Here is a 25,285-nt window from a genome sequence, read left to right on the forward strand (position 1 = left end):
CGACATGAAAAAAATTAAGCTGGATATTGTAGGCCTTTCCTACAGTCAAACCCAGTCGGGCGCATACGCATTGGTATTGGGCGAAGTTAGCGGCCGCCGCAGGTTACCTATTATTATAGGCAGCTTTGAGGCGCAGGCCATTGCCATTGAAATAGAAAAGATGACGCCAAGCCGCCCCTTAACTCATGACCTGTTCAAGAGTTTAGGCCAGGCCTTTAATATTACCGTGCAGGAGGTTATTATTTACAACCTTATAGACGGGATATTCTACTCTAAACTGATCTGTTTCGACGGTAAAAAAACAGTGGAGATAGATGCGCGTACCTCTGATGCCATAGCGGTATCGGTGAGGTTTGAATGCCCTATTTACACCTATGAGTTTATCCTTTCTACCGCGGGCATCGTAATAGAAGGTAACGACTTTGTTTACCTTGAAAATATTAGCGAAACACCCGAAGAGAAAAAGCATTCATCTGCCGCTGGCACATATACAACCCTAAGCGAGGATGAGCTAAAAACCATGCTGCAACAGGCACTCTCTGAAGAGGCGTATGAAAAAGCCGCAAAGATCAGAGATGAACTGACTAAAAGAAAATCATCGTAAAAGAAAAAGGATATCTAAACGGTATCCTTTTTTTTATAAAATCTGTATTTCCAGAATCTGACACCTAAATTCGCGCTAATACGGTCTTTCCCATATCGCATTATTTCACTATTTTCAGCCTTTTATTTTATAACTATTAATTGTTAAACCAGCGCTGTATGAATATTAAGTTTCGCTTAATACTAATGAACTTTATGCAATTTTTTATCTGGGGAGCGTGGCTGCTCACCATCGGCGCATACTGGTTTCAAAACAAACAATGGTCTGGAGCGCAATTTGGCGCCATCTTCTCTACCATGGGTATCGCCTCTATATTTATGCCCACCATTACCGGTATCATATCAGACAGGTTTATAAATGCCGAAAAGCTTTACGGTATCATGCACCTTTGCGGTGCTGCAACACTATGCGCATTGCCTATGGTAACAAACCCCACAGCGTTTTTTTGGGTAATGTTGCTAAATATGGCTTTTTATATGCCTACTCTATCGTTATCTATAACAGTAGCCTACTCAGCGCTTAAAGGCCAGGGAATAGATGTTGTAAGAGAGTACCCGCCAATCCGTACCTGGGGCACAGTAGGTTTTATAGTTGCCTTGTGGACCGTAAGCCTAACTGATAATGAAACTTCGGCTAATCAGTTTTATATATCAGCGGCGGTATCTGCGGCATTGGGTATCTACTCATTTACGCTGCCAAAGTGTTTGCCTTTGTTAAACAAGGCCAATTCAAGATCGTTTGCAAATACGTTAGGATTGAATGCCTTCGCGTTGTTCAAATCAACGAGGTTCGCTATATTTTTCGCGTTTTCGCTATTACTTGGCGCCGCATTGCAATTAACAAACGCCTACGGCGATACCTACATACACGACTTTAAAAACGTTGCTGCATACCAGGAAACCATCGCTGTGAAATACCCGGCCATTATAATGTCTATCAGCCAGATTTCGGAAACATTGTTCATACTCGCCATTCCTTTCTTCCTTCGCAAGTTCGGTATTAAGTACGTAATGTTGTTTAGTATGATAGCATGGGTACTTAGGTTTGGCCTTTTTGCCTTCGGAGATCCGGCTAATGGGTTATGGATGATCGTGCTATCATGCATCGTTTATGGTATGGCGTTCGATTTCTTTAATATATCGGGTTCATTATTTGTGGAAACTCAGGCCTCGCCCGAGATCCGCGGGAGCGCGCAGGGCTTGTTTATGATGATGGTAAACGGTTTCGGTGCTTTTTTTGGCAGCAACATCAGCGGGTGGTTAATTGATAAATACTTTATAATGGCCAATGGCCAAAAAGACTGGCACGGCATCTGGCTAACCTTTGCAGCTTACGCGCTTGTTATAGCCGTAATATTCCCGTTTGTATTCAGGTACAAACACAACGCGGCGCTTAAACATGCCATAGAACACGCCTAAATAAGTACACCTAAACCAACTCATGAAAAAACACTACCGTAAGGAGAACGACTGCCTCAATTGCGGAACAATTTTACAAGGTAAGTTTTGCCATAACTGCGGGCAGGAAAACCTGGAAATGAAGGAGAGTTTCGGCCACATGCTAAACCATGCCGTAAGCGATTATTTCCACTTCGATTATCAGTTTTTTCATACGCTTAAGCCGTTATTCTTAAAACCCGGGCATCTTACTACCGAGTATATAGCCGGCCATAGGGCGCAATACCTGCACCCGGTTAAGATGTATATCTTCATCAGCTTGATATTCTTTGTATTATTTTTTAAGAGTAACGGAGAGAAAGACATTATAAAAGACAACCGGCAAACGGAACAACAAAGTTCTGACAAGGCAAAAACTGCTATTGATAAGGGGATTAACAAAAATAAAAACCTTACAGATAAACAGAAAGTACAACTCTCGGAAGCTGTTAAAGCATATGTGCCTGATACGCTCGCTAAAGAAATAAATGCCGATCTGGCTAAAGATTCGGTTAAATCAAATGAGAGCGACGATAATGAAGGTGGCTTCACCTTTTTTGGAGATGATAATTTATATAAGTATGCTACTTATAATGATTACCTGGCATATCAGGCTAAACTGCCGGCGAAAGACAGAGATGACATGGTGGAGCGTTATCTGATAAAAAAGAACTATGACTGGAAAGCCCGTGGTAAAAATGCAAAGGAGGTATTATGGGAAGGTTTTAAGCATAATGCACCCAAAATAATGTTCCTGTTGCTGCCCCTGTTTGCGCTGATATTAAAGCTGGCATTCTGGCGAAACCATAAATTTTATGTTGAGCATATAATTTATGCCATACACCTGCATTGCTACCTCTTTTCCTTTTTGGCATTTACAATGCTGCTAAAATTAGTTATCCCTCATGAGTGGCAAACCATTATCGGCCTCATATCAACGGCAACCATGTTTACTATAATATGGTACATCTATCGCTCGTTGCGGGTTGTGTATAACCGCAGCCGCTGGCGTACAGTTAGCAAGATGTTCGGTGTAACCTTTATGTATTCAATAGTTTTTGGTTTATCAGCATTTGTCATATTTATAATTACTGCAATTACATCCGTATAAAATAAAAAGGCCCGCGTAACACGCAGGCCTTTTTTGAAGTATTATTCACGATTACAAGAACGCGTAACCTAAACTTAGGTTAAACAAGCTAATGCGTGTTTTGATGCTGTTAGAACCATCAAGGTATTCTTGTTTAGTTAAACCGGCCTCGTAACGTAAGTCTATAGATATTCTTCTGATGTCTACACCTGCACCTACCGTAGCCGCAAAGTTTGCATCCTTGTAGCGCAGGTTTATAGCGTTACCTGCTGCCGAACCAAAAGAATTACCTTCTCTGTTTATGGCGAAAGATAATAGCGGACCGGCATAAAACCTGCCACCTAATCCAAATGCACCAACTTTACCGCCTAATAATAGCGGTACATCTATACTTGTGAACTTTGCTGAGCTTGATGCGCCGTTACTTGAATTGATGTCGACATTTTTGCTGGTAACGTAAAGCTCGGGTTGGAAGTTGAAACCCAGCGCACCAAACCGTGCCCATATACCGCCAAGGTAACCCGCGCGGTTACTGCTGCTAAAGGTACCATTAGAGTTTGATAGGCTTGACAAGTTTACACCGCCTTTAACACCCACTTGTACGCTTGGTAAAACCTGTGCTTGTGTTGCGGTTGCTATGGCTATAAATAAGCCTAACGTAAGTATTAATTTTTTCATGGTTTATGATTTTTATGTTTAACATGCCAGCATAGCAATTGTTTTATAAGCAAATATCCGGCCCCGCATAATTGCGAGAGCCGGATATTGGAATTTATGGAGGAGGAAATTATAGAGATAACCGCCCCTGGTAATAATCTAATATTTTGTTGTAGATAACACAATCGTAACGTGCGTTTATAAGGTTTAGGTTTGCCCTGTCTAAATAGTTTTTAGCAAGTACAAATTCAACTGAGTTTAGTACACCCGCGTTAAAACGTATCTCGGCTATCCTAAAAGATTCTTTGTAGGCAACAACCTGGTCTTGCAAGGCTTTATAGCGTTCTAACGCATTGCTCATATTCAGGTAGGCCTGCTCAACATTTTGGCGCAATTGTATTTTGGTATTTTCCTCAACGTATTTGTAAGATTGCAGATCAATTTTAGCCAGCGTTACCTTATTGCGATTTTGGAAATAGTTAAGTATCGGGATCCTTACACTGATACCAAACTGGTTATAGAAGTTGTTTTTAAACTGATCCCAGTAAGGTATAGCCGCATTATTTATCTGCGCGGCGCTGGAATAGTTGGTATTAAGTCCCCCAAATAATGAGATGGTTGGCGACAATGCACCTTTTGCTGCCGATACACCTTTTTCTGCACTTTGTCTCCGTAATACCGCTGCTTTTACATAGGCCAACTGGTTTAAAGCTGTTTGGTAAACCTCTTCAGAGGTGCCGTTTTGCTGTAATATATCGGCATTGGTAATTTTTTCAAACGCGATATTAGGCCTGTAAGGGATGTTTAAAATCTGTAGCAGATTAAGTTTTGATGTTTGCAGTATAGCCTTTTGGTTAACATAACTTACTTGGTTATCTGCATAAGTACCCTTAAGGTCGGTGAAATCATTAGGCTGCTTATTGGCTCCCTGGTTTTCCAGTATCTGCAACCTGTCCAGTTGTTTTTTAGATACCTCTACCTGGTTTTGCACCTGCGCTAAAGCTTCTGTATTGTTTAACACCTGCAAATACGCTGTAATAGTGTTTATGGTAACCAGGTCTTTTGCCTGCTGCAAGTCCATTTCGCCTGCTTTATAAGCAAGCGAGGTTTGTTTTATCCTGTTAAGGTTTTGTAGGCCGTTAAAAAGCGTAAGGTCGGCGTTGGCGCTGTAGCTGGCAAATTTTGTAGACGCGTTAACGTAGGTGTAATCAACCTGGTTAAGGCTACGGCCGTTGCTTATCCCGTGGTCTACCTGGCCGTTTATTGATGGCAGCAGGTTTTCTTTAGCCTGGTTTTTATCAACCCTGGCGCTTTGTAGTTGCAGTTCGCTTTTGCGTACATCCAGGTTATGTTTGAGTGCTATGTCTATACATTGCCTTAAAGTAAGTACGCTATCTACAGCCTGGCTATGTGCCAACGCGGGTGTAAGTGTTATTAAGCTAAAAAGTAAAAATTTAAAGTATCGCATTTTGATTTGTAGTTCAGAATTTTCTGGAAGATTCTATCTTACCGTCCAATAGGTTAATTATACGCGAACCGTATTCCGCGTTTTTTTCGGAGTGTGTTACCTGGATGATGGTAACGCCGTCCTCTTTGTTCAGCTTCCGGAACAGTTCCATGATCTCCTCTCCTTGTTTAGAGTTAAGGTTACCGGTAGGCTCATCGGCCAATAATAATTTTGGTTTTGCAATAAGCGCGCGGGCTATGCCTACCAATTGCTGTTGCCCGCCCGATAGCTGAGCCGGGAAAAGGTCTTTCTTACCTACAATGTTAAAACGGTCCAGCATATCGGCAACCATTGCCTTACGTTCCGATCCTTTTACATCCTGGTAAATTAAAGGAGTTTCGATGTTTTCGTAAACGGTAAGCTCATCTATTAGATGATACGCCTGAAAAACAAAGCCAATGTATTGTTTATATAATGCGGCGCGCTGTTTCTCTTTAAGCTGATGAATGGCCTGGTCAACAAAATAGTGGAAGCCATCGGTTGGTTCATCAAGCATGCCTATGATATTCAGCAGGGTAGATTTGCCCGAACCCGAAGGGCCCATGATGGATACAAATTCGCCCTGATCAACATCAAGGCTAATATCGTTTATTACGAAATTCTTGTTGCCGCCTACCTGGTAATACTTTGAAATATGCTGAAGTGATAACATGTTTAATTATTGTGTTAAATGAATTACTGTTTAATTATTTGCAATTTCTTAAACTGATTTTGGTATTCAGGTATCAATAATATACCAAAGTTATAATTGCTTTAATATCAGCTAATTATATTGATTGTTGAAAGTTAAAACTGTACGCTTATGTACAGCGTGCGTTCGGTTATGATACAGTTGGTTGGGTAGTGGTTAGTAAATGGAAATTAGAGATTAGTTGTAAATAGAAAGTTAAAGATCCGAGATTGAGAATTAGAGATTAGACTTGTACAGGTATAGATTAACCAATAGGGCTATAAACAAATTGGAGGTTAGAACTTTTCAATCCTAACCTCCAATTAACTAATCTCTAACCTTTATCACTAATCTCAGCTCACTCCGACCGTAAACTCTTTACGGGGTTTGACAGCGCGGCTTTTACCGATTGATAACTTACCGTTAAAAAGGCTATAAGCGCTGCTGCGCCGCCTGCAATTACAAATACCCACCACTGTATACTTACACGGAAGGCGAAGTCCTGCAGCCAGTTATTCATAGCATACCAAGCCAGGGGCGATGATATAATGATGGCAATAAGCACCAGCTTTATAAAATCGAACGATATTAAACCTACAATTGAGGCTACACCGGCCCCCAATACCTTACGGATACCAATTTCCTTTACCCTTTGGCGGGTAGAGAATACCGCAAGCCCGAACAAGCCAAGGCATGATATAAATATGGTAACAATTGTAAATGCTGTAAGGATAGCGCCTGTACGCTGATCGGCTTTGTACAGGGCTTCAAACTCCTGGTCGAGGAAGTGATATTCAAATGGTGCGTTAGGGTAAAATTTCTTCCAACTGGTTTGTATAGATGCAATGGTTTTAGCGGTGCTTTTGCCAGACGTTTTTACCAGCAGCTTACCAAACCAATCGTACTCGGGGAACATCACAATGGGTGTGATCTCTTCATGCAGCGATGCAAAGTTAAAATCTTTAGCAACCGCTTTAATAGTGCCCATGCGGCCGTTCAAACCGATCTTTTTACCAATGGCCTGCTCAGGTTTCCAGCCCATGGCAGCCACGGCTTTTTCGTTCAGGAGAAAACTGTAACGTCTTTTCGCCTCGGCGGTGTCTAACACCTGCTGCTCATCACCAACATCAAGATCGCTGCCGGCTACAAGCTTTATACCTAAGGTTTTGGTAAAGCTCTTTTCTACAGGGATTGCTGTTACCGAAAGATTAAAGTCGGCATTCTTGCCTTCGGCAGTATTGATGGAGTACCCCCCTCCTATACTTACAGGCGAATCATAACTGGCGGTTGAGCCCAACACGCCGGTTTGCTGGCTTATTTCGGTTTTAAATGTCTCTATTTTACTGTACGGCATGCCGCCAATGTCTAATACTAAAACCTGGTCGCGGTTAATGCCCGTGTCTAAACTTTGCATATACCTTAGCTGATTGCCTGCAACCAAAGTACTGATGATGAAAAATACGGATACAACAAACTGGAACACTACCAGCGATTTACGCAGCATATTGCCGCCTGCCTGCATAGATGAACCGCCCTTAAGCGTAATAATAGGCTTAAAGGCCGATAAGTATAAAGACGGATAAGTACCTGCTAACAGCGTTACCAAAACAAATAGCGTTACAAGTGCTGTAGCCAGCCACGATAAATTCCAGGTATGGAGGCCAAGTTGCTGGCCGGTAAATGTGCTAAATGCAGGTAAGGCAACATATAAAAGCCCAAAACCAACTATTAAAGATAGCAACGTAATTATGCCCGCTTCTATAATAAACTGGCTAAACAGTTGGCCCCTCATGGCTCCCATTACTTTGCGCACCCCAATCTCTTTGGCACGTTCGGCCGAGCGGGCAGTCACCAGGTTAAGGAAGTTTACACAAGCCAAAACAAGCAATATTACAGCCACTAAACCCAAAATGTACATGTATTTGATATTACCACCGGCCTCTAAACCATAAGTAGCGGTTGAGTATAAATGCACTTTAGTAAGAGGCTCTAAATTAAACCACATTTTATCGTTAGAGCGTGGCCTGTCTTTAGTAATGTAATTGGTCATTTGTTTTGCAACAGCCTCTCTATTGGCATTGGGCTTTAAAAGAAAGTATGAGTAATCGTTTGATGAATCCCAGGCGCGGGTAAGCGAGCGCGGCATCATAGCGTAATTGCCCAACAGGTCAAACTTAATTTGCGAGTACTCGGGTACATCCTCTACCACGCCGGTTACCATCATGTTATTCTTTTGGTCAACCTTTAGTATTTTACCAATAGCGTTTTCATCGCCAAAGTATTTTTTTGCGGTTGATGCTGTAATAACAATTGACGACGGATCGTTTAAAGCCGATTTAGCATTTCCTGATATAAAATTGAACGTAAAGATCTTAAAGAAAGAAGCATCAGCAACCAGCATTTTCTTTTCTTTAAATACCTTATCTCCAAACTGCACTACAGCCGCGCGCATGTTAGAGTAATTTACTACACGCACACCATCCTCCACGTCAGAAAACTCCTGTTTAAAAACAGGAACAGGTGCAGTAGGTGTTAACGCGGCAGTTTTAACCTCCGCGTCGTCGGCAGATTTATAGCTGAATGTTAAGCGGCTTATTCTGCTTGCATTGGTATGAAAGCGGTCGTAACGTAACTCGTTTATAAGGTAGGTTGTAAGCAATAAAAAACAACAAATGCCTACTGCCAGCCCTGCCATACTAATAAGCGATGTGGTTTTGTTTTGAACCAGGTTACGCCAGGCGGTCTTTAAATAATTTTTGATCATTATGCTATAAATTCTAATTCTTAATTTCTAAACTTTATATATTATTCGCTTCTAAGGCTTTTAACCGGGTTTGTTAATGCCGCTTTTATGGCCTGGAAGCTAATAGTTACCAGTGCTACTACCATGGCCAAAACGCCTGATACAGCAAACACCCACCACTGGATATCGATTCGGTAGGCAAAATCCTGCAGCCATTTGTGCATAAAGTACCATGCAACAGGCGAAGCTATTAGAAACGATATGCCCACGAGTTTCATAAAATCGGAAGATAACATGTTTACGATGCCGGATGTTGAAGCACCCAACACCTTGCGGATGCCTATTTCGCGGGTACGCTGGTAGGTACTGTAAGATGCCAAACCTAATAAACCAAGGCATGATATGGCAATAGCCAATATTGCAAAGTTTAAGAACAGTTTACCAAAGCGCTGCTCGGCGCGGTATTGCCTGTCGAAAAATTCATCGAGAAAATAATAACTGAACGGTCTGTTGGGTATCACCTCTTTCCATTTTGCCTCTATGGCTGCAAGTGTTGCAGGCAGGTTTTTGGCATCAACCTTAACCGATACGAGGTTAAAACCTCCCAGTTCTACACGCATGCTTAAAGGCTTAATTTTTTCCTGCAGCGAGCGGAAGTGAAAATCCTTCATCACCCCTACAATTTTACCTTCGCGGCCCCATTGTTTAAAACGGCGTCCTATGGCTTCCTGCGGTGATTTGTAGCCAAATAGTTTTACAGCCTCTTCATTCAGGATCATGGCTTGCGAGGTATCGGTGCTGATAAAATCGCGGGAGAACGGGCGGCCGGCAACTATTTTGATCTTAAACTGGTTCAGGTAATCAAAATCAACAAAATACAGGTCGAGGTTGGCTACCTGCAGGTCGCCTTTTTTATTCTCTATTTCGGAGTACGCGCCGCTGTTGCCACCACCCGGTACGCTTGATGATTGCGAAACCATTTTCACGCCAGGCAATGATTTCACCGATTGCTGGAAAGCGTCTTTACCAGGGTCGCCATTGGTATCCATTACCACCATCTGATCCTTAGAAAAACCAAGGTCGCGGTTACGCATAAAGTTCATTTGATTATAAACGATAATTGTACCGATGATCAACGCTATAGAAATGCTGAACTGCGCCACTACAAGGCTTTTGCGCAACAAGCTACCCTGTGTACCGGTAGAAAACCTGCCCTTTAAAACCATAATAGGTTTAAAAGATGATAGCACGAGGGCCGGATAGATACCGGCCAGTAAACCTATTACCACAGATGTGCCGAATAAGATGAGAATATAAACAGGCGAAGAAAGGATCCCGGGACTAATTACCTTGCCGGATAATTGATTGAACATCGGCAGTAACACAACTGATAGTATAACAGTAATTACAAAGGCCACTAAACATAGCACAACGCTTTCGCCAATAAACTGACTGGCTAATTCGCCTTTGGCAGCGCCTACCACCTTGCGGATACCCACTTCTTTAGCGCGCTCAACAGAACGTGCGGTAGTGAGGTTAATAAAGTTGATACAGGCTATCAATAAAATAAATACAGCTACTATACTAAAAACGTAAACGTTGCTCATACTGCCTACAGCGGGGCCGCCATGGGTAGAATGCAGGTAAACATCTTTAATAGGCTCCAGTATCAATGTAGCAAACATTTGGCTCCGGCGGCTTTCGCTGCCATTACGTTTTTCAACAAAAGCCGGGAATTTAGTTTGCAGCGCCTGGGCATCTACACCCTTCTTCAAAAGTAAGTAAGTATTGGCTCCGTAATTTCCCCACTGCTCGTCAATCCCCTTTCTAAACTTTTGAGTAAGGGTCGACATAGAAACGAGCATATCTGCCTTTATTTGCGAATTTTCCGGTAGGTCTTTCATCAGGCCGGTAACCGTAGCGGGTGTATTGTTACCGGTTAGTAATACAGTTTGGCCCACAGGGTCGGCATTGCCAAAATACTTTTTGGCCGCCGTTTCGGTAAATACAACACTTGCCGGTGCGGTTAAAGCTGTGTTTGGATCACCCTTAATCAGCTTAAAGTCGAATACCTTAAAAAAAGCCGAATCGGCCAGTAAAGTTTTCTCCTCCTGAAACTTAACGTTACCTTTTTTAACCAAATAACTATCTCCGCTAACACGTACAAATGATTCTATTTCAGGGAAATCTAACTTAAGGTTTGGTGCAAACGCCCATGAAGTAGCATCCGTATGTATGGTTTCTGATGGCGTTTTAATATCGGTTACCACCCGGTAGATCCTATCTGCTTTAGTGTGGAACTTATCGTAACTTAGTTCAAATACCACATACATCGATATAAAGAAACAGGCGGTAATGCCTACCGATAAGCCCGTGATATTGATGAAAGAGAAAACCCTGTGCCGCCACAAGTTCCTCAACGCTATTTTAAAATGATTTTTTAACATGATATGGAAGGTAAATTCTAATAAACTTATTTAATCAATTATTTCTACTCAAACCGCAGGCTCTTTACCGGGTTAGCAATTGCAGCCTTTATTGCCTGGAAACTTATGGTTAAAAGTGTTATGGCTATAGCCGCTAACGCAGATATGATAAACACTCCAGGGCCTATAGTAATGCGGTAAGTATATTTGTTAAGCCAATTCTGTAAAAAATATAGGGCTATTGGCGATGCTATAATGCAGCTGATCATCACAAGCAAAACAAAATCTTTTGATAGAAGCATCCAAACCTGTGTTACCGACGCGCCTAAAACTTTACGCACGCCTATCTCTTTGGTGCGTTGTTCGGCAACGTAGGCTGCAAGGCCAAATAAACCAAGGCAAGATATAAATATAGCCAACGCCGCGAATATGCCGGCTAATTTACCTACCAATAGCTCCAGGTTGAATTTTTGATTATAATCCTCGTCTACAAAACGGTATGAGAATGGATTAGCGGGGCTGTATTTATTAAAAATAGCCGTTACTTTTTCAATGGCCTCGTGTGTATTTACCTTGGGCGACAAACGGTAAATGATATGATTGCCCCCGTACCTAAAGAACATACTTGGGTCTGCCTTTTGAAATGGTGAATCCATCAGGGCATCTTTTACTACACCAATAATGTGCATTTTCATACCAAAAGAAGTAATAGTTTGCCCCACGGGGTTGGTTAACCTAAGGCGTTTTACGCCGGCTTCGTTTAATACAATATTGGTACTGTCAGCTTTAGCATCGCCGGTAAAATCGTGCCCTTCTTTAAGCTGCATACCCAAGGTTTTAAAGTAATCATCAGATACCGATATCATACCCATTTCAACGGTTTCGCCGGCATTCTTACCCGGAAAGTTGTCAACATCGCTATGCCAATCCACCCCGGTTGCCGGGCTTGTTGAGGTTGTAACAGATACCACAGCCCCGCTTTGTAACAGGTCTTGTTTTATAGCGGCGTAGTTTGCTTTTATTTCAGCATTGTCCATTGTGGTTACCAGCTTATCGGTTGTATAGCCGGTGGGCCTGTCTTTAGCGTGCTGTATCTGCTGGTAGATAACGATAGTACTTATAATTAATACTACAGAACAACTGAATTGTAAAACAACCAGTGCCTTGCGTGATATTGATGCAGAGCGGGCTGTTTGCAAAGTGCCCTTTAATACCTGCACCGGGTTAAAAGAAGATAAGTAAAATGCAGGCCTGCTGCCTGCTAATATAGCTGTTATAAATGTGCAGCTGAATGTTATGCCCCAAAACAAAACATTAGTATAAGGTAAAGTAATAGTTGTACCTGTAAGCGTGTTAAAAGATGGTAAAGCTAATTGTATAAGTAGTATTGCCAGCAGGAATGCCACAAATGTAGTTACTACCGACTCTGTTAAAAATTGAAGGATCAGTTGTTTGCGGTGCGAACCAATTGCCTTGCGTACACCTACCTCGCGGGCCCGCTTTTCTGAACGGGCGGTGGTTAAATTGATGAAGTTGATACATGCTATCATCAATACTAAAATACCGATGATACTAAATATGCGAACGTATTCTATAAAACCCCCCAATGCTTTGCCATTGGTGTAGGAACTGTATAAATGCCAGTCTTGAATAGGCTGCATAATAACGTCAGAATTTTTCGCGTTGATGTTATCTTCCACGTGTTCCAAATTTTTGATCTTTGGGGCCAACTGGCTATATTTTATTCCGTCCCTCAGTTTGGCGTAGATCTCGAAACTGTTGTTTCCAAAACCCTGTTTGCGCCTTTCTTTTACACTGGGGTCAGCAATTTCGAAGTAGCTGAAAGGGATGATATAATTGAAATGAAAAGAAGAGTTGCCGGGCAGATCCTTAATTATACCCGTCACTTTTAAATTATCTCTGTTATCCACCCTAACCATTTGGTTCATGGCGTTTTTATTGCCAAAAAGTGCCTTAGCTGTAGTTTCAGTTAAGACAATGCTGTAAGGCTCTTTTAACGCGTTTGCATCGCCTTGTATAAAAGGAAAACGGAAGATCTTTAAAAAGTCTGCCGCTGCCTGTTTTCCGTCTAAAAGCAGCTTGGTATTGCCTACCATTAAGCCGTGGCTGCGGCCGCCATCTGTTTCTGCTACGTATTCAATTTCCGGATAGTTAACGCGGAGTGCATCGGCAAGTTTAAGCGAGGTGGTGCTAAAAGTTAAGGTATCGCCATTACTGTTAAAATTACGCCTAACCTGGTAAGACTGACCATAATTTGGTAAAAACTTATCATAAGAATATTGATAAGTAACCCATAACCCTATTAGCAAAGCCACAGCCATACCCGCGGCCAGGCCCATAATATTTATGGCACTGTACACCTTGTTGTTTGTGAGGTTACGCCAGGCTATCTTTAAGTTATTCTTTAGCATGATATTGAATTATATTATAAATTATTCGCTTCTTAAGCTTTTTACAGGGTTAGCAATTGCGGCCTTTACAGATTGGAAGCTTATGGTTATTAAGGCGATGAATACAGAGAGTAAAGCCACAAAAACAAATGTGCCAACGTTAATATCAATACGGTAAGCAAAGTCCTGCAGCCAGCGGTTCATGCTGTACCAGGCAAGCGGCCAAGCTATTAGGTTAGAGATAATAACAAGTTTAACAAAATGCCAGGACAGCAGTTGTACAATGCTTTGTACCGATGCACCTAACACTTTACGCACACCTATCTCCTTCACGCGCTTCTCTGCCGAGAATGATGCGAGACCAAATAACCCTAAACAAGAGATGAGGATAGCTAAGCCGGCCAATATACCTACTACCTGGCTTACCTGGTTATCGGCACGGTATACCTCAGCAAAATGGTCGTCAAGAAACTCGTATTCGAAAGGATAATCGGGATTAAGGCTCTTCCAGGTTGCTTTTATAAAGTTTATGGCTTCTTTTGATTTGCCCGGTTTAATTTTTATGGAAACGGTGCTAAAGCCCCAATCACTTTGATTAACAATAAACAGATTTTCGACCTTATAATGTAACGAGTTAAAGTTGAAGTTTTTGGCAATACCTGTTATTACACCAAGTGAATCGTACCCGAAGCGCTGCCCTATCAACGATTCCATTTTGGCCTTCGGATAATCTTTTAGAAGTTCATGGGCCATCGATTCGTTAATAATGTATTCGCGGCCATTGGCTGATTTCTCTGATGAGAAGTTCTTGCCCATAGAAAGTTTAATGTTATAAAGCTTCAAATAATTATTATCAACAATTAACTGGGTAGCTGCGAGCTCTCGTTTAGGCCCATTATTGTATTTGAAAGAAACCCCGTTCTGATCCAGGTGGCTGCCCAATTGATCTTGCGATGCCGTTACGCCATCAACAAGCGTATTGCCTGATAGCTGCTGCTTAAACAATTCATATTTCTGACCCGAAATACGGTCTAACGGTATCGTAACAATTTGTTCACGGGTAAAGCCGGGGTCTTTTTCCTGCATAAATTTGAGCTGTTTTACTACAAACACTGTGGCTATCATCAGGAACACTGCGCTGGTAAACTGGCCCACAACCAACACATTACGCAAGGTGCCTTTATTTTTACCCGACTCTACAGAGCCTTTTAAAACTTTAACGGGCTGGAAAGATGACAGGAACAACGCCGGATAAATACCCGAAATAATGCCCACCAAAACAGTGCCTGATACAATTGTTAACAGGAACGAAGGCTGGCTAAATACCGGTAGCGAAATATCTCGCTGGCTTAAGTTATTTACATAAGGCAATGCCAGCTCTACTAAAATTATTGCCAATACAAGCGCCAATAATGATAGTAAAATGGTTTCGCCTAAAAACTGTAATGCAAGCTGCCACCGGTTTGCCCCGATTGATTTACGGATGCCAACTTCCTTTGCCCTATCTGCCGAGCGGGCGGTAGATAAATTCATGAAGTTAACACAAGCAATTATAAGTACAATGAATGCGATAATGGCGAACAGGTTGGTTGATTTTTGATCGAACTTTTGGTAGTTAAGGTAATCTAACCCAATATCTGCCGAGTTTGCATGTACATCTTTTAAGGGCAGGTAAAAAATCTCATAAAACTTCCAGTTGTCGCCGTTCATGTGTTTTTCAAGGAACGCCGGCATTTTTTTATTAAGCGATGCTACACTGGTACCGGGGGCTAATTTCAGATAGGTGTTTAACCAGTTGCCTCCCCACCTGTCCATCCATTTTTGCTGGATGCCGGGTAACGACAGTAAACCATCAAACTGCAGCTGCGAGTTTTTAGGGCTATTTGCCATAACAGCGGTTACGGTAAACTTTACCGTATCGCCACCATAGTGGTTTATTATCTTACCTATCGGGTCTTCATTACCAAAAAGTTTTTGAGCGGTTTCCTGTGTTATAGCAATGCTGTTGGGTTTTTCAATTGCGCTTTGAGCGTCGCCTTTGAGCACCTTAAAGTTAAACATCTTCAAAAAATCGGGGTCAACGGCGAATACCTGGGGTAAAAAAACGCGTTTTTCACCATAGGTCATTTGATATTTTTTATCCCATTTTATGCGTGTAAAGCTTTTTACCTCGGGATATTCGCTTTTAAGCGCCGGCCCCATCGGAAACATAGAAAGCCCAACCTTTTGCGAAGCCACCATTCCGGGAAACTTTTGCACCTCGTTTAGCCTTACAATGTTATCGCTATGAAAGTTATCAAAACTGCGTTCGTATGATACAAACAGCATAATAACAATGCAGGCTGCCATACCTATGGCAAGGCCAATGATGTTTATGGCCGATGATACCTTGTTTTTCCAAAGGTTACGCCATGCAATTTTAAAATAGTTTTTGATCATAAACCGCAGATTAATTGATTTATATAATTGTCCGGATCTGTTATTCGCTCTTTAAACTTTTAACCGGGTTAACTAAGGCAGCAGATATAGCTTTATAACCAACTGTTAACCAGGCTATGATAACAGATGCACCTATAGAAACGGCGAATATGCCAACTCCCGGTTTTATTTTATAAGTAAAATCCTGCAGCCATTGCTGGGTAAAGTACCAGGCTATTGGCGCTGCAATTACAAATGATATTATGATTAGCAACGTAAACTCTTTAGAGAACAGGAAAACGATATTGGCTACTGATGCACCTAATGTTTTACGAATACCTACCTCTTTGGTGCGCTGCACGGCCATAAACGATACCATACCATAAAGGCCGAGGCAGGAAATAAATATGGCCATCCCGGCGAAAATTTTATACAACTGCGATAGCTGATCTTCCTTTTTGTAAAAACTGGCTATTTTCTCGTCTAAAAATTTGTATTCATACACCTCTTCGGGGAAAGTTGATGCCCATAGCTTCTCTATCGCTTTAAGTGTTGGCTTAATATTGCTGGTCTTAAGCTTGATGTTAGCGGTTTCATACTGCCCGTTCCATGAAGCCATTAATACCGGCGGAATTTGCTCCCGCAACGATGAAACGTTAAAATCTTTTACAACACCAACAATTTTATGGGTAAGTGTCTTATCATCCCAAATGCCTAAAGTTTTGCCTATGGCATCATTTGGGTTGGTTACGCCAAGGTTTTTAAGCAGTGTTTCATTTACTACATATTCCCTAACCGTATCGCTTTTAATAAACGGCCGGCCGGCAACAAACTTTATGTTGTATAAACCAAAATAATCTACATCAGCCCATTTCATGTTTACCCTAAAATCGGTTTCCTTTTCGGCGTTATCATACCTGATGGGGCTGCCCCAGTTCTTGTTGTCAGACGGGCTGCCGAAGCTATAACTCACCCCCTTTACACCGGGCTGCTGTAATATATCGCTTTTTAGCGCGCTAAGTTTTAAACGGGTAAGGCTATCGCCGGGCAGTGTTACAGTTATTGTGGCATCTTTATCAAACCCCAGGGGAGAATTTTTGAAATGGTTTAGCTGGCTTATAATAACTATGGTACCTATTATTAAAACCTGGGCAATGCCAAATTGCAGTACAACTAAGCTTCTGCGTAATGTAATGCCATTGGATTTACCCTTGCTTATTTTGTTCTTTAATGCCGCAATTGGGTTAAAGCCGGAAAGTATCAACGCAGGATAGATACCGGATAGCAAAGTAACGCTTATTAATACCCCAACCAGGAATGTTATAATTACCGGGTTAAATATGAATTTTTTGGTGAGCTCAATTTCCAGTAACTTGTTTAAAGACGACAGGGCAAGTTCGCTTACACCTATAGCCAGTATTATAGAAAATAGAGTGATGATAAATGTTTCGCTCAAAAACTGCAATATAAGCTGCTGCCGCTGGCTGCCCAAAACCTTACGAATGCCAACTTCTTTTGAACGGTTAACTGCCTGCGCTGTAGCAAGGTTTACAAAATTTACGCATGCAATTACCAGTAAAAATAAGCCTATAAGGCTTAGGGCCTTTATCAAGTCCTTACTAAATACCTGGTTTGTGTAGAGCCCGGCGCGGGTGTCATAGTGCATTTCAGCCAATGGCTGCAACAGCATGGCATCCCTTTTAACATCTTCGGGTTTATGCTTTTTAATAAAACCTATAAGGCTTTGGTTAAAGCTTTTCTCGGTAACATTATCAGGCAACAAAACAAAGCAGGAGTGCGAACCAAATGTGCTGCCCCAATCTTCCTGGTTGTTTTTATAATTGGTGTTTTTTAAGGTGCTGTACGATATGGCAATATTTAACGGTAAATCGGTATTGCTTGGCGGGTTTTGTAGTACACCTGTTACTTTCAGGTCCAGATTGTTATTATATCTTATAGTTTTGCCTATAGCATCGTCCCATTTTCCAAAATATTTTTCGGCTATTTTTTTACTTATAATTATGGTATTGGGTTCAACCAAAGCATTTTTCTTATCACCTGCCAGCCAGCCAAAATCAAATATTTTTAAAAGTTGCGGTTCGGTAAAAAATACATCCGGCTCTTTAAAACGCTTTACTTCCCCGTTATTTTCGATAATGCTCAACTGCCTGTTGTCGTCGTCATATATAGATCCAATGAGCGGGATATTTGGATAATCTAACCGCATGCCACGGCTTGTGGGGAACGGTACCCCGGCACGGTATTTCACCCCTTCGGATGAAGTACGTTTAGCCAATACACGGTAAATGTGGTCTTTTTTGGTGTGATAGTTATCAAAACTTGTTTCGAAGTTTATTACCAAAAATATGAGTAAACACGCGGCTATGCCAACAGCCAAACCTGTAATGTTAATTATAGTATAACTTTTGTTGCGTTTTAAACTGCGCCAGGCGGTTTTGAAATAATTTTTTATCATAATAATATATTGATGCTATTTTTAAAACTAAACCCCATGGTAAAAGCTTAAGGGACTTGTCCTTAAGCTTAATTAACCATTTATATTAACTAATATTCATTATTACTCGCTTCGCAGGCTTTTTACCGGGTTTACCAACGCGGCCCGCACAGCTTTATACCCTACTGTTAACCATGCAATAACAATTGATGATGCAATGGCCAGTACAAATACTCCCGCTGTTAATGGTATGCGGTAAGCAAAGTTTTGCAGCCAGCCCGACATCATGTACCACGCAGCAGGCATGGCTATTACAAACGATATGGCAATCAAGATCATAAATTCTTTAGAGAACAGGAATACGATATTGAATACTGATGCACCTAATACCTTACGTACACCAACCTCTTTTGTGCGTTGTACCGCCATAAACGATACCAGGCCATATAAACCGAGGCATGAAATAAAGATGGCTATGAACGCGAAGATCTTGTAAACCAGGGCCAGTTGATTTTCCTGCTTGTAAAACAGGGCGATGTTCTCATCCAGGAAGTAGCCGTTGTAGGCATACTCGGGGTAAGTGTTTTCCCAAAGTTTTTGAATGGCTTTTGTAGTTTTGGTAAGGTTGCGGGTTTGGATCTTAACAGCAGCCTGTGACAAAAACAACTTTCGTGGCGAAATAACTATGGGTTTAACCGCATCACGCAGAGAGTTTGTTTTAAAATCTTTAACAACACCTGTTATAGGCGCCCACGTACCCCTTCCGCCAAGTTTAACAACCTTGCCTATGGCATCCTCGGCTTTTTGTATGCCGAGTTTATGAATAAAGGTTTCGTTAACTACCACCTGGCGTATGGTGTCGCTTTGGTCATAACCTTTGCCGGCGGTAAATTGTAACCCAAACGTTTTAAAGTAATCAGCATCACCAAATTTTAAGAAAGTAGTGAAGGTTGGGTCTTTTTCTGAATGATCAAAATAGAAGTTTTGTCCGGAGTTATTTTCTGATGATGGCGCGTCAGATGCAAAACTCATCGACCGTACATCCGGGTTTTGTAAAACCTGTTGTTTGAACGATTGCATTTTGCTCAGGCTAACGCTATCGGTATACCCGGGAATAATTAATACCGCGTTTTTGTTGAAACCCAGATCAGCCTCGTTCACAAAATTCATTTGGTTAACGGCAACTATAGTCCCTATTATCAGTAGTTGCGCTATTGCAAATTGGGCAACTACCAATGCCCGGCGTAGCGGTATACCGCCGATAGATGCTGCGGTGATCTTATTTTTTAGCGCTGCAACCGGTTTAAAGCCCGATATTACCAAGGCTGGGTAAATCCCAGATAATAGTATAACTGCCAGCATAGTAACTATTAAAAATAATAGTGTACCCGCATTTAACAAGGCGATATCATCGGGCACGCTCGCTATATTTTTTAGATATGGCAGGGCTATTTTGGCCATGGCTACCGCCAATATTACCGAAAACAGGATAACCAGCGCTGTTTCGCCGATAACCTGTGCAATAAGCTGCTTGCGTGTGCTGCCCAATACCTTACGGATACCTACCTCTTTTGACCGGCCTACCGATTGAGCGGTAGACAGGTTAATAAAATTTATGGAGGCCATTAGTATTATTAATATGGCTATAAAGGTTAGGGTGTTTAAAGTAGCCTTGCTGGTAAGGTGGTCGCCAAGGGTGTTGCCTACCCGGGTGTCAAAATGCAGGGCGCTGAGTGGTTGTGCCAGGTGTTCGCGTATGGTACCTATATTATTTTTCAGGTTTTTTTTAGTGAAACCTACAAGCTGCGATTCGAAACTTTTTTGGCTTAGGCTGGCAGGTAATTGTAAAAATATTTGATGATTGCTGCTAATAGACCCCCAATTTTTGTTATAATAATAGGTATCTCCGGTTTGTTTCCAGGTGATGTATGACACCATTATTTTTAATGGTATATCACTATTACTTGGCGAATCTTCTACAACACCTGCAACTTTTAGGGTTAAAAGGTTATCCATTTTAATGGTTTTTCCTACGGCGGTATTCCAGTCGCCAAAGTATTTTGTAGCAATGGCTTTACTTATAACCACCATATTGGGTTGTGAAAGCGCATCCTTTGTTCCGTTAAGCCATTTGGTTTCAAAAATGTCGAAGAATTGCGGCTCCATAAAGAATACGCCTATCGGTTCAATGAATTTTTTATCAGAGGCCGGGTTGTTAGGATCAGTGCCGGGCACGGTCATCTGGCTGCCGTAGCTTGAATTTAAACCGGCAAATTTCACCTGTGGAAAATCTATCCTTAAGGCATCCAGGGCGGGCACCGATACACCCGGATTGTAATTTACACCATCCTCAGCTGTTTGTTTAGTAACCAGGTGGTAAATACTCTTAAAGTTGCTGTTGAAGGTGTTATAGCTAAGCTCAAATTGCAGTATAACGAATATCAGCAAACAGGCACCAATGCCCACACTTAAGCCCGAAATATTTATAATAGAATGTGCCTTGTGACGGATGATGTTTCTCCAGGCAATTTTAAAGTAGTTCTTTAACATTGTGATGGTAATTTGCTTTAAACAGGTTAAAACATATACCAAAGTATTAAAAACCTAATTTACAGATAGTTATGCAAGATTAAAAACGGCCGGCGTGTACGTAAGTGTAACAGTATGTGTTCGGTAATGATACAGTACCTTAAGTCGAAGTCGAAAGTCTTTAGTCTATAGTCATATTGTGTTTATGACTTGGAACTTAAGACTTTCGGCTTGGAACTTAGTTAAAATCCAAAGTGCTTAATATACGTCTCCAGATCCTTATCTCCCCTTCCGGATAGACATATAACCACGTTATCGCTTTTCTCGAAGGTCATTTTTTCTAAGTAAGCCAGCGCGTGCGCGGTTTCTATTGCGGGGATAATGCCCTCCATTTGCGAACAAAGCAAGCCCGCATTAAGTGCTTCATCGTCGGTAATACTTACGTAACGGGCACGGTTAATTTTATACAGATGCGCGTGCTGTGGGCCTATACCCGGATAATCTAACCCGGCCGATATAGAGTATGGCTCTACCACCTGTCCGTCGTCGCTTTGCATTAAAATGGTTCGGCTACCATGTAGCACACCCTCCTTACCTAAAAATGTGGTAGCTGCAGAGTGCCCGGTTTCCACCCCTTTACCCGCTGCTTCTACCGCAACCAGTTTAACATCCTCATCATCTAAAAAATGGTAGAACATACCCATAGCATTACTTCCACCCCCCACACAGGCCATAACATATTGAGGCAATTCATTGCCTGTTTGCTCTAAAAGCTGCTTTTTAGTTTCTTGCGATATAATGGCCTGGAAACGCGCCACCATATCGGGGTACGGATATGGCCCCACTACCGAGCCAATAATGTAGTGCGTATCCACCGGGTTGCCTATCCAATCGCGCAGGGCCTCATTAGTGGCATCCTTAAGCGTTTTGCTGCCGGATGTTGCCGGTATAACCTTAGCACCTAACATTTTCATACGGGCTACATTTGGTGCCTGTCGTGCCATATCTATTTCGCCCATGTAAACAACGCATGCAATACCTTTAAGCGCACAAACGGTAGCCGTAGCTACGCCATGCTGGCCTGCACCCGTTTCGGCAATGATGCGTTTTTTGCCCAGGCGCTGTGCAAGCAATATCTGCCCAATGGCATTGTTTATTTTATGCGAACCGGTATGGTTCAGGTCTTCGCGTTTAAAGAAGATATTAGCGCCATACTTTTCAGAATACCTGTCGGCACGGTACAATGGCGAAGGGCGGCCAACATAATCTTTAAGTAACTGGTTAAATTCGGCGATAAAGCTTGGGTCGCTCATTACTTTAATGTATTCCTGCCTTAACTCTTCCACATTGGGGTATAGCATCTCGGGTATATATGCACCTCCAAAATCTCCGTAATAACCTTGTTCGTTAACTCCGTACTTCATTTATCAATTATTGATTTAGTGATTGATTGAATTGGTGATTTAATAACCACTCCTAATTATATCAAACGCCTTTGTTAATTTATTTATACCCTTCATCGCCGGCTCTGTCTCAAACTTACTATTCAGATCTACACCGTAAAATGCGGGATGTGTTATTTCCTTCACTTCGTTCAAGTTATCTAAACCTAATCCGCCCGATAAAAAAAAGGGTACATCCAGTTTATATTTATCTAAAATACTCCAATCAAAAACCTGCCCCGATCCGCCATGTGCCGGTGTTTTGGTATCGAACAGGAAATGATCTACATTGTTCTTATAAGCATCCAGACGGCTAAAATCAAAGTTCTTATCTACGCCAAATGCTTTTATTACTTGTACCTCGTGCCTGTACATATCGCAAAATTGCGGGCTTTCGCTGCCATGTAATTGTATGGCATCAAACTTATATTTATAGATCATTTTGCTGATAGTATCCGCATCTTCGTCAACAAAAACACCTACTTTAATAATGTCTGTCGGGATGTTCACCAGTTCGTCGTCATCCATCCCGCCAATAAATCTGGGCGATTTGTTATAACAGATAAAGCCCATATAATCAGGTTTTAAAGCCTCAATTGCTTTAATGTTATCCGTGTACTTTAAGCCGCAAACCTTTATCTTCATGGCTTAATTGGCTATCAATGTTTTAAAGCTATTCAACGCCTTTTTGCTAACCAGCGCTTCTTCGGCCTCGTAAAAACAATCCGCAAAGCTTTTTTCGGGATGTATGGTTTTAATGGCCATTGCCGCGTTGCTTAATACCACGCTAATTTGCGGAGTCGTAGCCTCATCGTTCAGCACACTCATAAATATATCTGCCGAATCGCTTACGGTATGCCCCCCGGTTATCTGGTCTTCGGCCAGTTTATCAAACCCAAGGCTTTCAATAGTGTTTATCTTTTCGCCGTCGGATGAGAATGTTTTGAAATCGCAGGTAAGCGAGATCTCATCGTAACCATCCAACGCATTCAGGATGGTATATTTTACGTTCGACTTTTGATAAAGGTAAGCGTAGATCCGGGCAAGCTCCAGGTTAAAAACGCCCACCATCTGGTTTTGCGGCTTAGCCGGGTTTACCAACGGACCAAGCATGTTAAAAAAGGTTTTTACACCCAACTCCCGGCGAATGGGTGCTACTGTTTTCATGGCCGGATGAAACAGCGGCGCATGCAGGAAACAGATATTCGCCTTATCTATACTACGTTTAAGCCCATCGTTATTATTGGTGAACATATAACCCAGATGCTCCATTACGTTTGATGATCCACAACCCGACGACACACCGTAGTTACCGTGTTTGGCAACCTTGTAGCCCGCGCCTGCCACCACAAATGATGCAAGGGTTGAAATATTAAAGGTATCCTTACCATCGCCTCCTGTGCCGCAAAGGTCAATCAGTTCGCCTTGCTCAAGATCTACAGGCAGGCAAAGCTCCAGCATAGCATCGCGAAAGCCTTCTAATTCGTTCACCGTAATGCTGCGCATACAATAGGCCGTCATAAACGCGGCCATTTGCGAATTATTGAACTTGCCCAACGCAATATCTTTGAGTATATCTTTTGATTGCTCGCGGGTAAAGGTCTTATGTTCAAAAAGGTGGTTAAGTATCTGTTTCATTGTTAGGGCATAAAAAAAGGGTTACCATGTGGCAACCCTTCTGTATATTTTATTAAAAACAAAAAATGAGGCTGCCTTACGAATTCTCGTTAAGCCACCACCAATTGTTGTTTAATATCTGCGCTTTCATTTTGTTATTGGCAAATATGGAAATTGTTTTCACTAAAAGCAAGCATTATAATATTTTTACCAAGCAATTAGTGATTTAGTGATTTAGTGAATTAGTGATTTTTGCTATTAATTTTAAATCACTAATTCACTAAATCACTAATTAAACCTATGGCCATACATAACCAACAAATTAACCCCGAGAACGACCTTGGCTTTGGCCCGCAGCCGGTAATGAAGAACCAGCCGCTTATCAACAAGGATGGTTCGGTAAATGTTAAGCGCAAAGGCCTCTCCCGCTTTAACACCGCCGATAATTACCATACACTTATAAAAATGAGTTGGGGAAAGTTTTGGCTGGTGGTGTTAAGCGGTTACCTCATAGCCAATATAGTTTTTGCATCCATCTATGTATTAATTGGTATGGACAGCCTCGACGGCGCTTCGGGCAACAGCTGTGGAAGCCGTTTTTTAGACGCGTTCTTCTTTTCGGCACAAACCATTTCTACAGTGGGTTACGGGCATATCAGCCCAAGGGGTGTTGTAGCTAATAGCGTGGCCGCATTTGAATCGATGATTGGGTTGCTGGCTTTTGCACTGGCAACAGGTTTACTTTACGGGCGTTTCTCGAAACCATCGGCTAAAATTGTTTACAGCGAAAATTTATTGGTTGCGCCTTATAAGGAAAACGGCCGTGGCCTGATGTTCCGCCTTGCCAACATCCGTAAAAATGTATTAATAGACCTGGATGTAGAGGTTATATTTTCTTATAACGAATTTGTAGATGGCAAACCTGTCCGTCGTTTCTTTCCGCTTGAGTTAGAGCGTAAATATGTGAGCCTCCTTACGCTTAACTGGACCGTTGTACATCCGCTTGATGATAAAAGCCCTTTAATAGACATCTTATTTGAGGATCTTGAAACTTACCAGGCCACGTTTGCGATCTTGTTAAAAGCATTCGATGATACCTTTTCTCAAACCGTACATTCCCGCACGTCTTACACAGCGCAGGATATGGTTTGGAATGCCAAATTTGTACCCATGTTTGAGAGGGATGAAGAAGGCAGGATAGAATTAGATATGAGTAAAATAAGCGAATTTGAAATGGTTCATTAGTTTACTGGTTGATTAGTTCATTAGTAAAGTGCCAA

The 25,285-nt window shown here is 41.8% G+C and carries 16 protein-coding genes; 4 read left to right on the forward strand and 12 right to left on the reverse strand.

Annotated features, from left to right (window positions below):
* The first annotated feature begins 4 nt into the window (after positions 1–4).
* From ACFQZI_RS09365 to ACFQZI_RS09375, 3 genes are all read left to right on the forward strand, one after another.
* Positions 5–604, forward strand: a complete 600-nt coding sequence (locus tag ACFQZI_RS09365; protein WP_377141569.1) for a bifunctional nuclease family protein — start codon at positions 5–7, stop codon at positions 602–604.
* Positions 605–762: 158 nt separating this feature from the next.
* Positions 763–2,022 (forward strand): nucleoside permease, encoded by a 1,260-nt coding sequence (locus ACFQZI_RS09370; protein WP_377141572.1) that lies wholly within the window; start codon positions 763–765, stop codon positions 2,020–2,022.
* A 22-nt stretch (positions 2,023–2,044) separates the two neighbouring features.
* Entirely contained in the window at positions 2,045–3,151 is a 1,107-nt protein-coding gene (locus tag ACFQZI_RS09375; protein ID WP_377141574.1) for a DUF3667 domain-containing protein, read from the forward strand.
* Between the two features lie 51 nt (positions 3,152–3,202).
* On the opposite strand, the gene ACFQZI_RS09380 is transcribed toward ACFQZI_RS09375, so the two are convergent.
* From ACFQZI_RS09380 to trpD, 12 genes are all read right to left on the reverse strand, one after another.
* On the reverse strand, positions 3,203–3,808 hold the full coding sequence (locus ACFQZI_RS09380) for a porin family protein (RefSeq protein WP_377141576.1): 606 nt from the start codon (positions 3,806–3,808) through the stop codon (positions 3,203–3,205).
* A 109-nt stretch (positions 3,809–3,917) separates the two neighbouring features.
* Positions 3,918–5,255 carry a TolC family protein gene (locus ACFQZI_RS09385; protein WP_377141579.1) on the reverse strand — a complete coding sequence of 446 codons (1,338 nt, stop codon included), beginning with the start codon at positions 5,253–5,255 and terminating at the stop codon, positions 3,918–3,920.
* Between the two features lie 13 nt (positions 5,256–5,268).
* On the reverse strand, positions 5,269–5,946 hold the full coding sequence (locus tag ACFQZI_RS09390; protein WP_377141581.1) for an ABC transporter ATP-binding protein: 678 nt from the start codon (positions 5,944–5,946) through the stop codon (positions 5,269–5,271).
* Between the two features lie 376 nt (positions 5,947–6,322).
* Positions 6,323–8,728: an ABC transporter permease gene (locus tag ACFQZI_RS09395; protein ID WP_377141584.1), complete on the reverse strand. Its 2,406-nt coding sequence runs from the start codon at positions 8,726–8,728 to the stop codon at positions 6,323–6,325.
* A gap of 41 nt (positions 8,729–8,769) precedes the next feature.
* Entirely contained in the window at positions 8,770–11,154 is a 2,385-nt protein-coding gene (locus ACFQZI_RS09400; protein ID WP_377141587.1) for an ABC transporter permease, read from the reverse strand.
* 44 nt (positions 11,155–11,198) lie between these two features.
* On the reverse strand, positions 11,199–13,565 hold the full coding sequence (locus ACFQZI_RS09405; RefSeq protein WP_377141589.1) for an ABC transporter permease: 2,367 nt from the start codon (positions 13,563–13,565) through the stop codon (positions 11,199–11,201).
* A 21-nt stretch (positions 13,566–13,586) separates the two neighbouring features.
* Positions 13,587–15,983: an ABC transporter permease gene (locus ACFQZI_RS09410; protein WP_377141592.1), complete on the reverse strand. Its 2,397-nt coding sequence runs from the start codon at positions 15,981–15,983 to the stop codon at positions 13,587–13,589.
* A 40-nt stretch (positions 15,984–16,023) separates the two neighbouring features.
* A complete protein-coding gene (locus ACFQZI_RS09415; protein ID WP_377141594.1) occupies positions 16,024–18,438 on the reverse strand; it encodes an ABC transporter permease in 2,415 nt (804 codons plus the stop codon).
* Positions 18,439–18,540: 102 nt separating this feature from the next.
* On the reverse strand, positions 18,541–20,967 hold the full coding sequence (locus tag ACFQZI_RS09420) for an ABC transporter permease (RefSeq protein WP_377141597.1): 2,427 nt from the start codon (positions 20,965–20,967) through the stop codon (positions 18,541–18,543).
* Between the two features lie 221 nt (positions 20,968–21,188).
* Positions 21,189–22,370, reverse strand: coding sequence for a tryptophan synthase subunit beta (gene trpB, locus ACFQZI_RS09425; RefSeq protein ID WP_377141600.1), 1,182 nt, complete (start codon positions 22,368–22,370; stop codon positions 21,189–21,191).
* 39 nt (positions 22,371–22,409) lie between these two features.
* Positions 22,410–23,033: a phosphoribosylanthranilate isomerase gene (locus ACFQZI_RS09430; protein ID WP_377141603.1), complete on the reverse strand. Its 624-nt coding sequence runs from the start codon at positions 23,031–23,033 to the stop codon at positions 22,410–22,412.
* A 3-nt stretch (positions 23,034–23,036) separates the two neighbouring features.
* Positions 23,037–24,026, reverse strand: coding sequence for an anthranilate phosphoribosyltransferase (gene trpD, locus ACFQZI_RS09435; protein WP_377141606.1), 990 nt, complete (start codon positions 24,024–24,026; stop codon positions 23,037–23,039).
* 279 nt (positions 24,027–24,305) lie between these two features.
* On the opposite strand from trpD, the gene ACFQZI_RS09440 reads away from it, so the two are divergent.
* Positions 24,306–25,250: an ion channel gene (locus ACFQZI_RS09440; RefSeq protein WP_377141609.1), complete on the forward strand. Its 945-nt coding sequence runs from the start codon at positions 24,306–24,308 to the stop codon at positions 25,248–25,250.
* Positions 25,251–25,285 lie beyond the last annotated feature (35 nt).

Origin of the sequence: Mucilaginibacter lutimaris (genome assembly GCF_042676625.1) — a bacterium.
Classification (GTDB): domain Bacteria; phylum Bacteroidota; class Bacteroidia; order Sphingobacteriales; family Sphingobacteriaceae; genus Mucilaginibacter; species Mucilaginibacter lutimaris.

Bases quoted from the DNA above. Each gene is read 5' to 3' on its own strand.
- ACFQZI_RS09380 (WP_377141576.1), bottom strand. From the start codon at position 3,808: ATGAAAAAATTAATACTTACGTTAGGCTTATTTATAGCCATAGCAACC.
- ACFQZI_RS09410 (WP_377141592.1), bottom strand. From the start codon at position 15,983: ATGATCAAAAACTATTTTAAAATTGCATGGCGTAACCTTTGGAAAAAC.
- trpB (WP_377141600.1), bottom strand. From the start codon at position 22,370: ATGAAGTACGGAGTTAACGAACAAGGTTATTACGGAGATTTTGGAGGT.
- ACFQZI_RS09370 (WP_377141572.1), top strand. From the start codon at position 763: ATGAATATTAAGTTTCGCTTAATACTAATGAACTTTATGCAATTTTTT.
- ACFQZI_RS09415 (WP_377141594.1), bottom strand. From the start codon at position 18,438: ATGATAAAAAATTATTTCAAAACCGCCTGGCGCAGTTTAAAACGCAAC.
- ACFQZI_RS09365 (WP_377141569.1), top strand. From the start codon at position 5: ATGAAAAAAATTAAGCTGGATATTGTAGGCCTTTCCTACAGTCAAACC.
- ACFQZI_RS09405 (WP_377141589.1), bottom strand. From the start codon at position 13,565: ATGCTAAAGAATAACTTAAAGATAGCCTGGCGTAACCTCACAAACAAC.
- ACFQZI_RS09400 (WP_377141587.1), bottom strand. From the start codon at position 11,154: ATGTTAAAAAATCATTTTAAAATAGCGTTGAGGAACTTGTGGCGGCAC.
- ACFQZI_RS09440 (WP_377141609.1), top strand. From the start codon at position 24,306: ATGGCCATACATAACCAACAAATTAACCCCGAGAACGACCTTGGCTTT.
- ACFQZI_RS09375 (WP_377141574.1), top strand. From the start codon at position 2,045: ATGAAAAAACACTACCGTAAGGAGAACGACTGCCTCAATTGCGGAACA.
- ACFQZI_RS09385 (WP_377141579.1), bottom strand. From the start codon at position 5,255: ATGCGATACTTTAAATTTTTACTTTTTAGCTTAATAACACTTACACCC.
- trpD (WP_377141606.1), bottom strand. From the start codon at position 24,026: ATGAAACAGATACTTAACCACCTTTTTGAACATAAGACCTTTACCCGC.
- ACFQZI_RS09420 (WP_377141597.1), bottom strand. From the start codon at position 20,967: ATGTTAAAGAACTACTTTAAAATTGCCTGGAGAAACATCATCCGTCAC.
- ACFQZI_RS09395 (WP_377141584.1), bottom strand. From the start codon at position 8,728: ATGATCAAAAATTATTTAAAGACCGCCTGGCGTAACCTGGTTCAAAAC.
- ACFQZI_RS09430 (WP_377141603.1), bottom strand. From the start codon at position 23,033: ATGAAGATAAAGGTTTGCGGCTTAAAGTACACGGATAACATTAAAGCA.
- ACFQZI_RS09390 (WP_377141581.1), bottom strand. From the start codon at position 5,946: ATGTTATCACTTCAGCATATTTCAAAGTATTACCAGGTAGGCGGCAAC.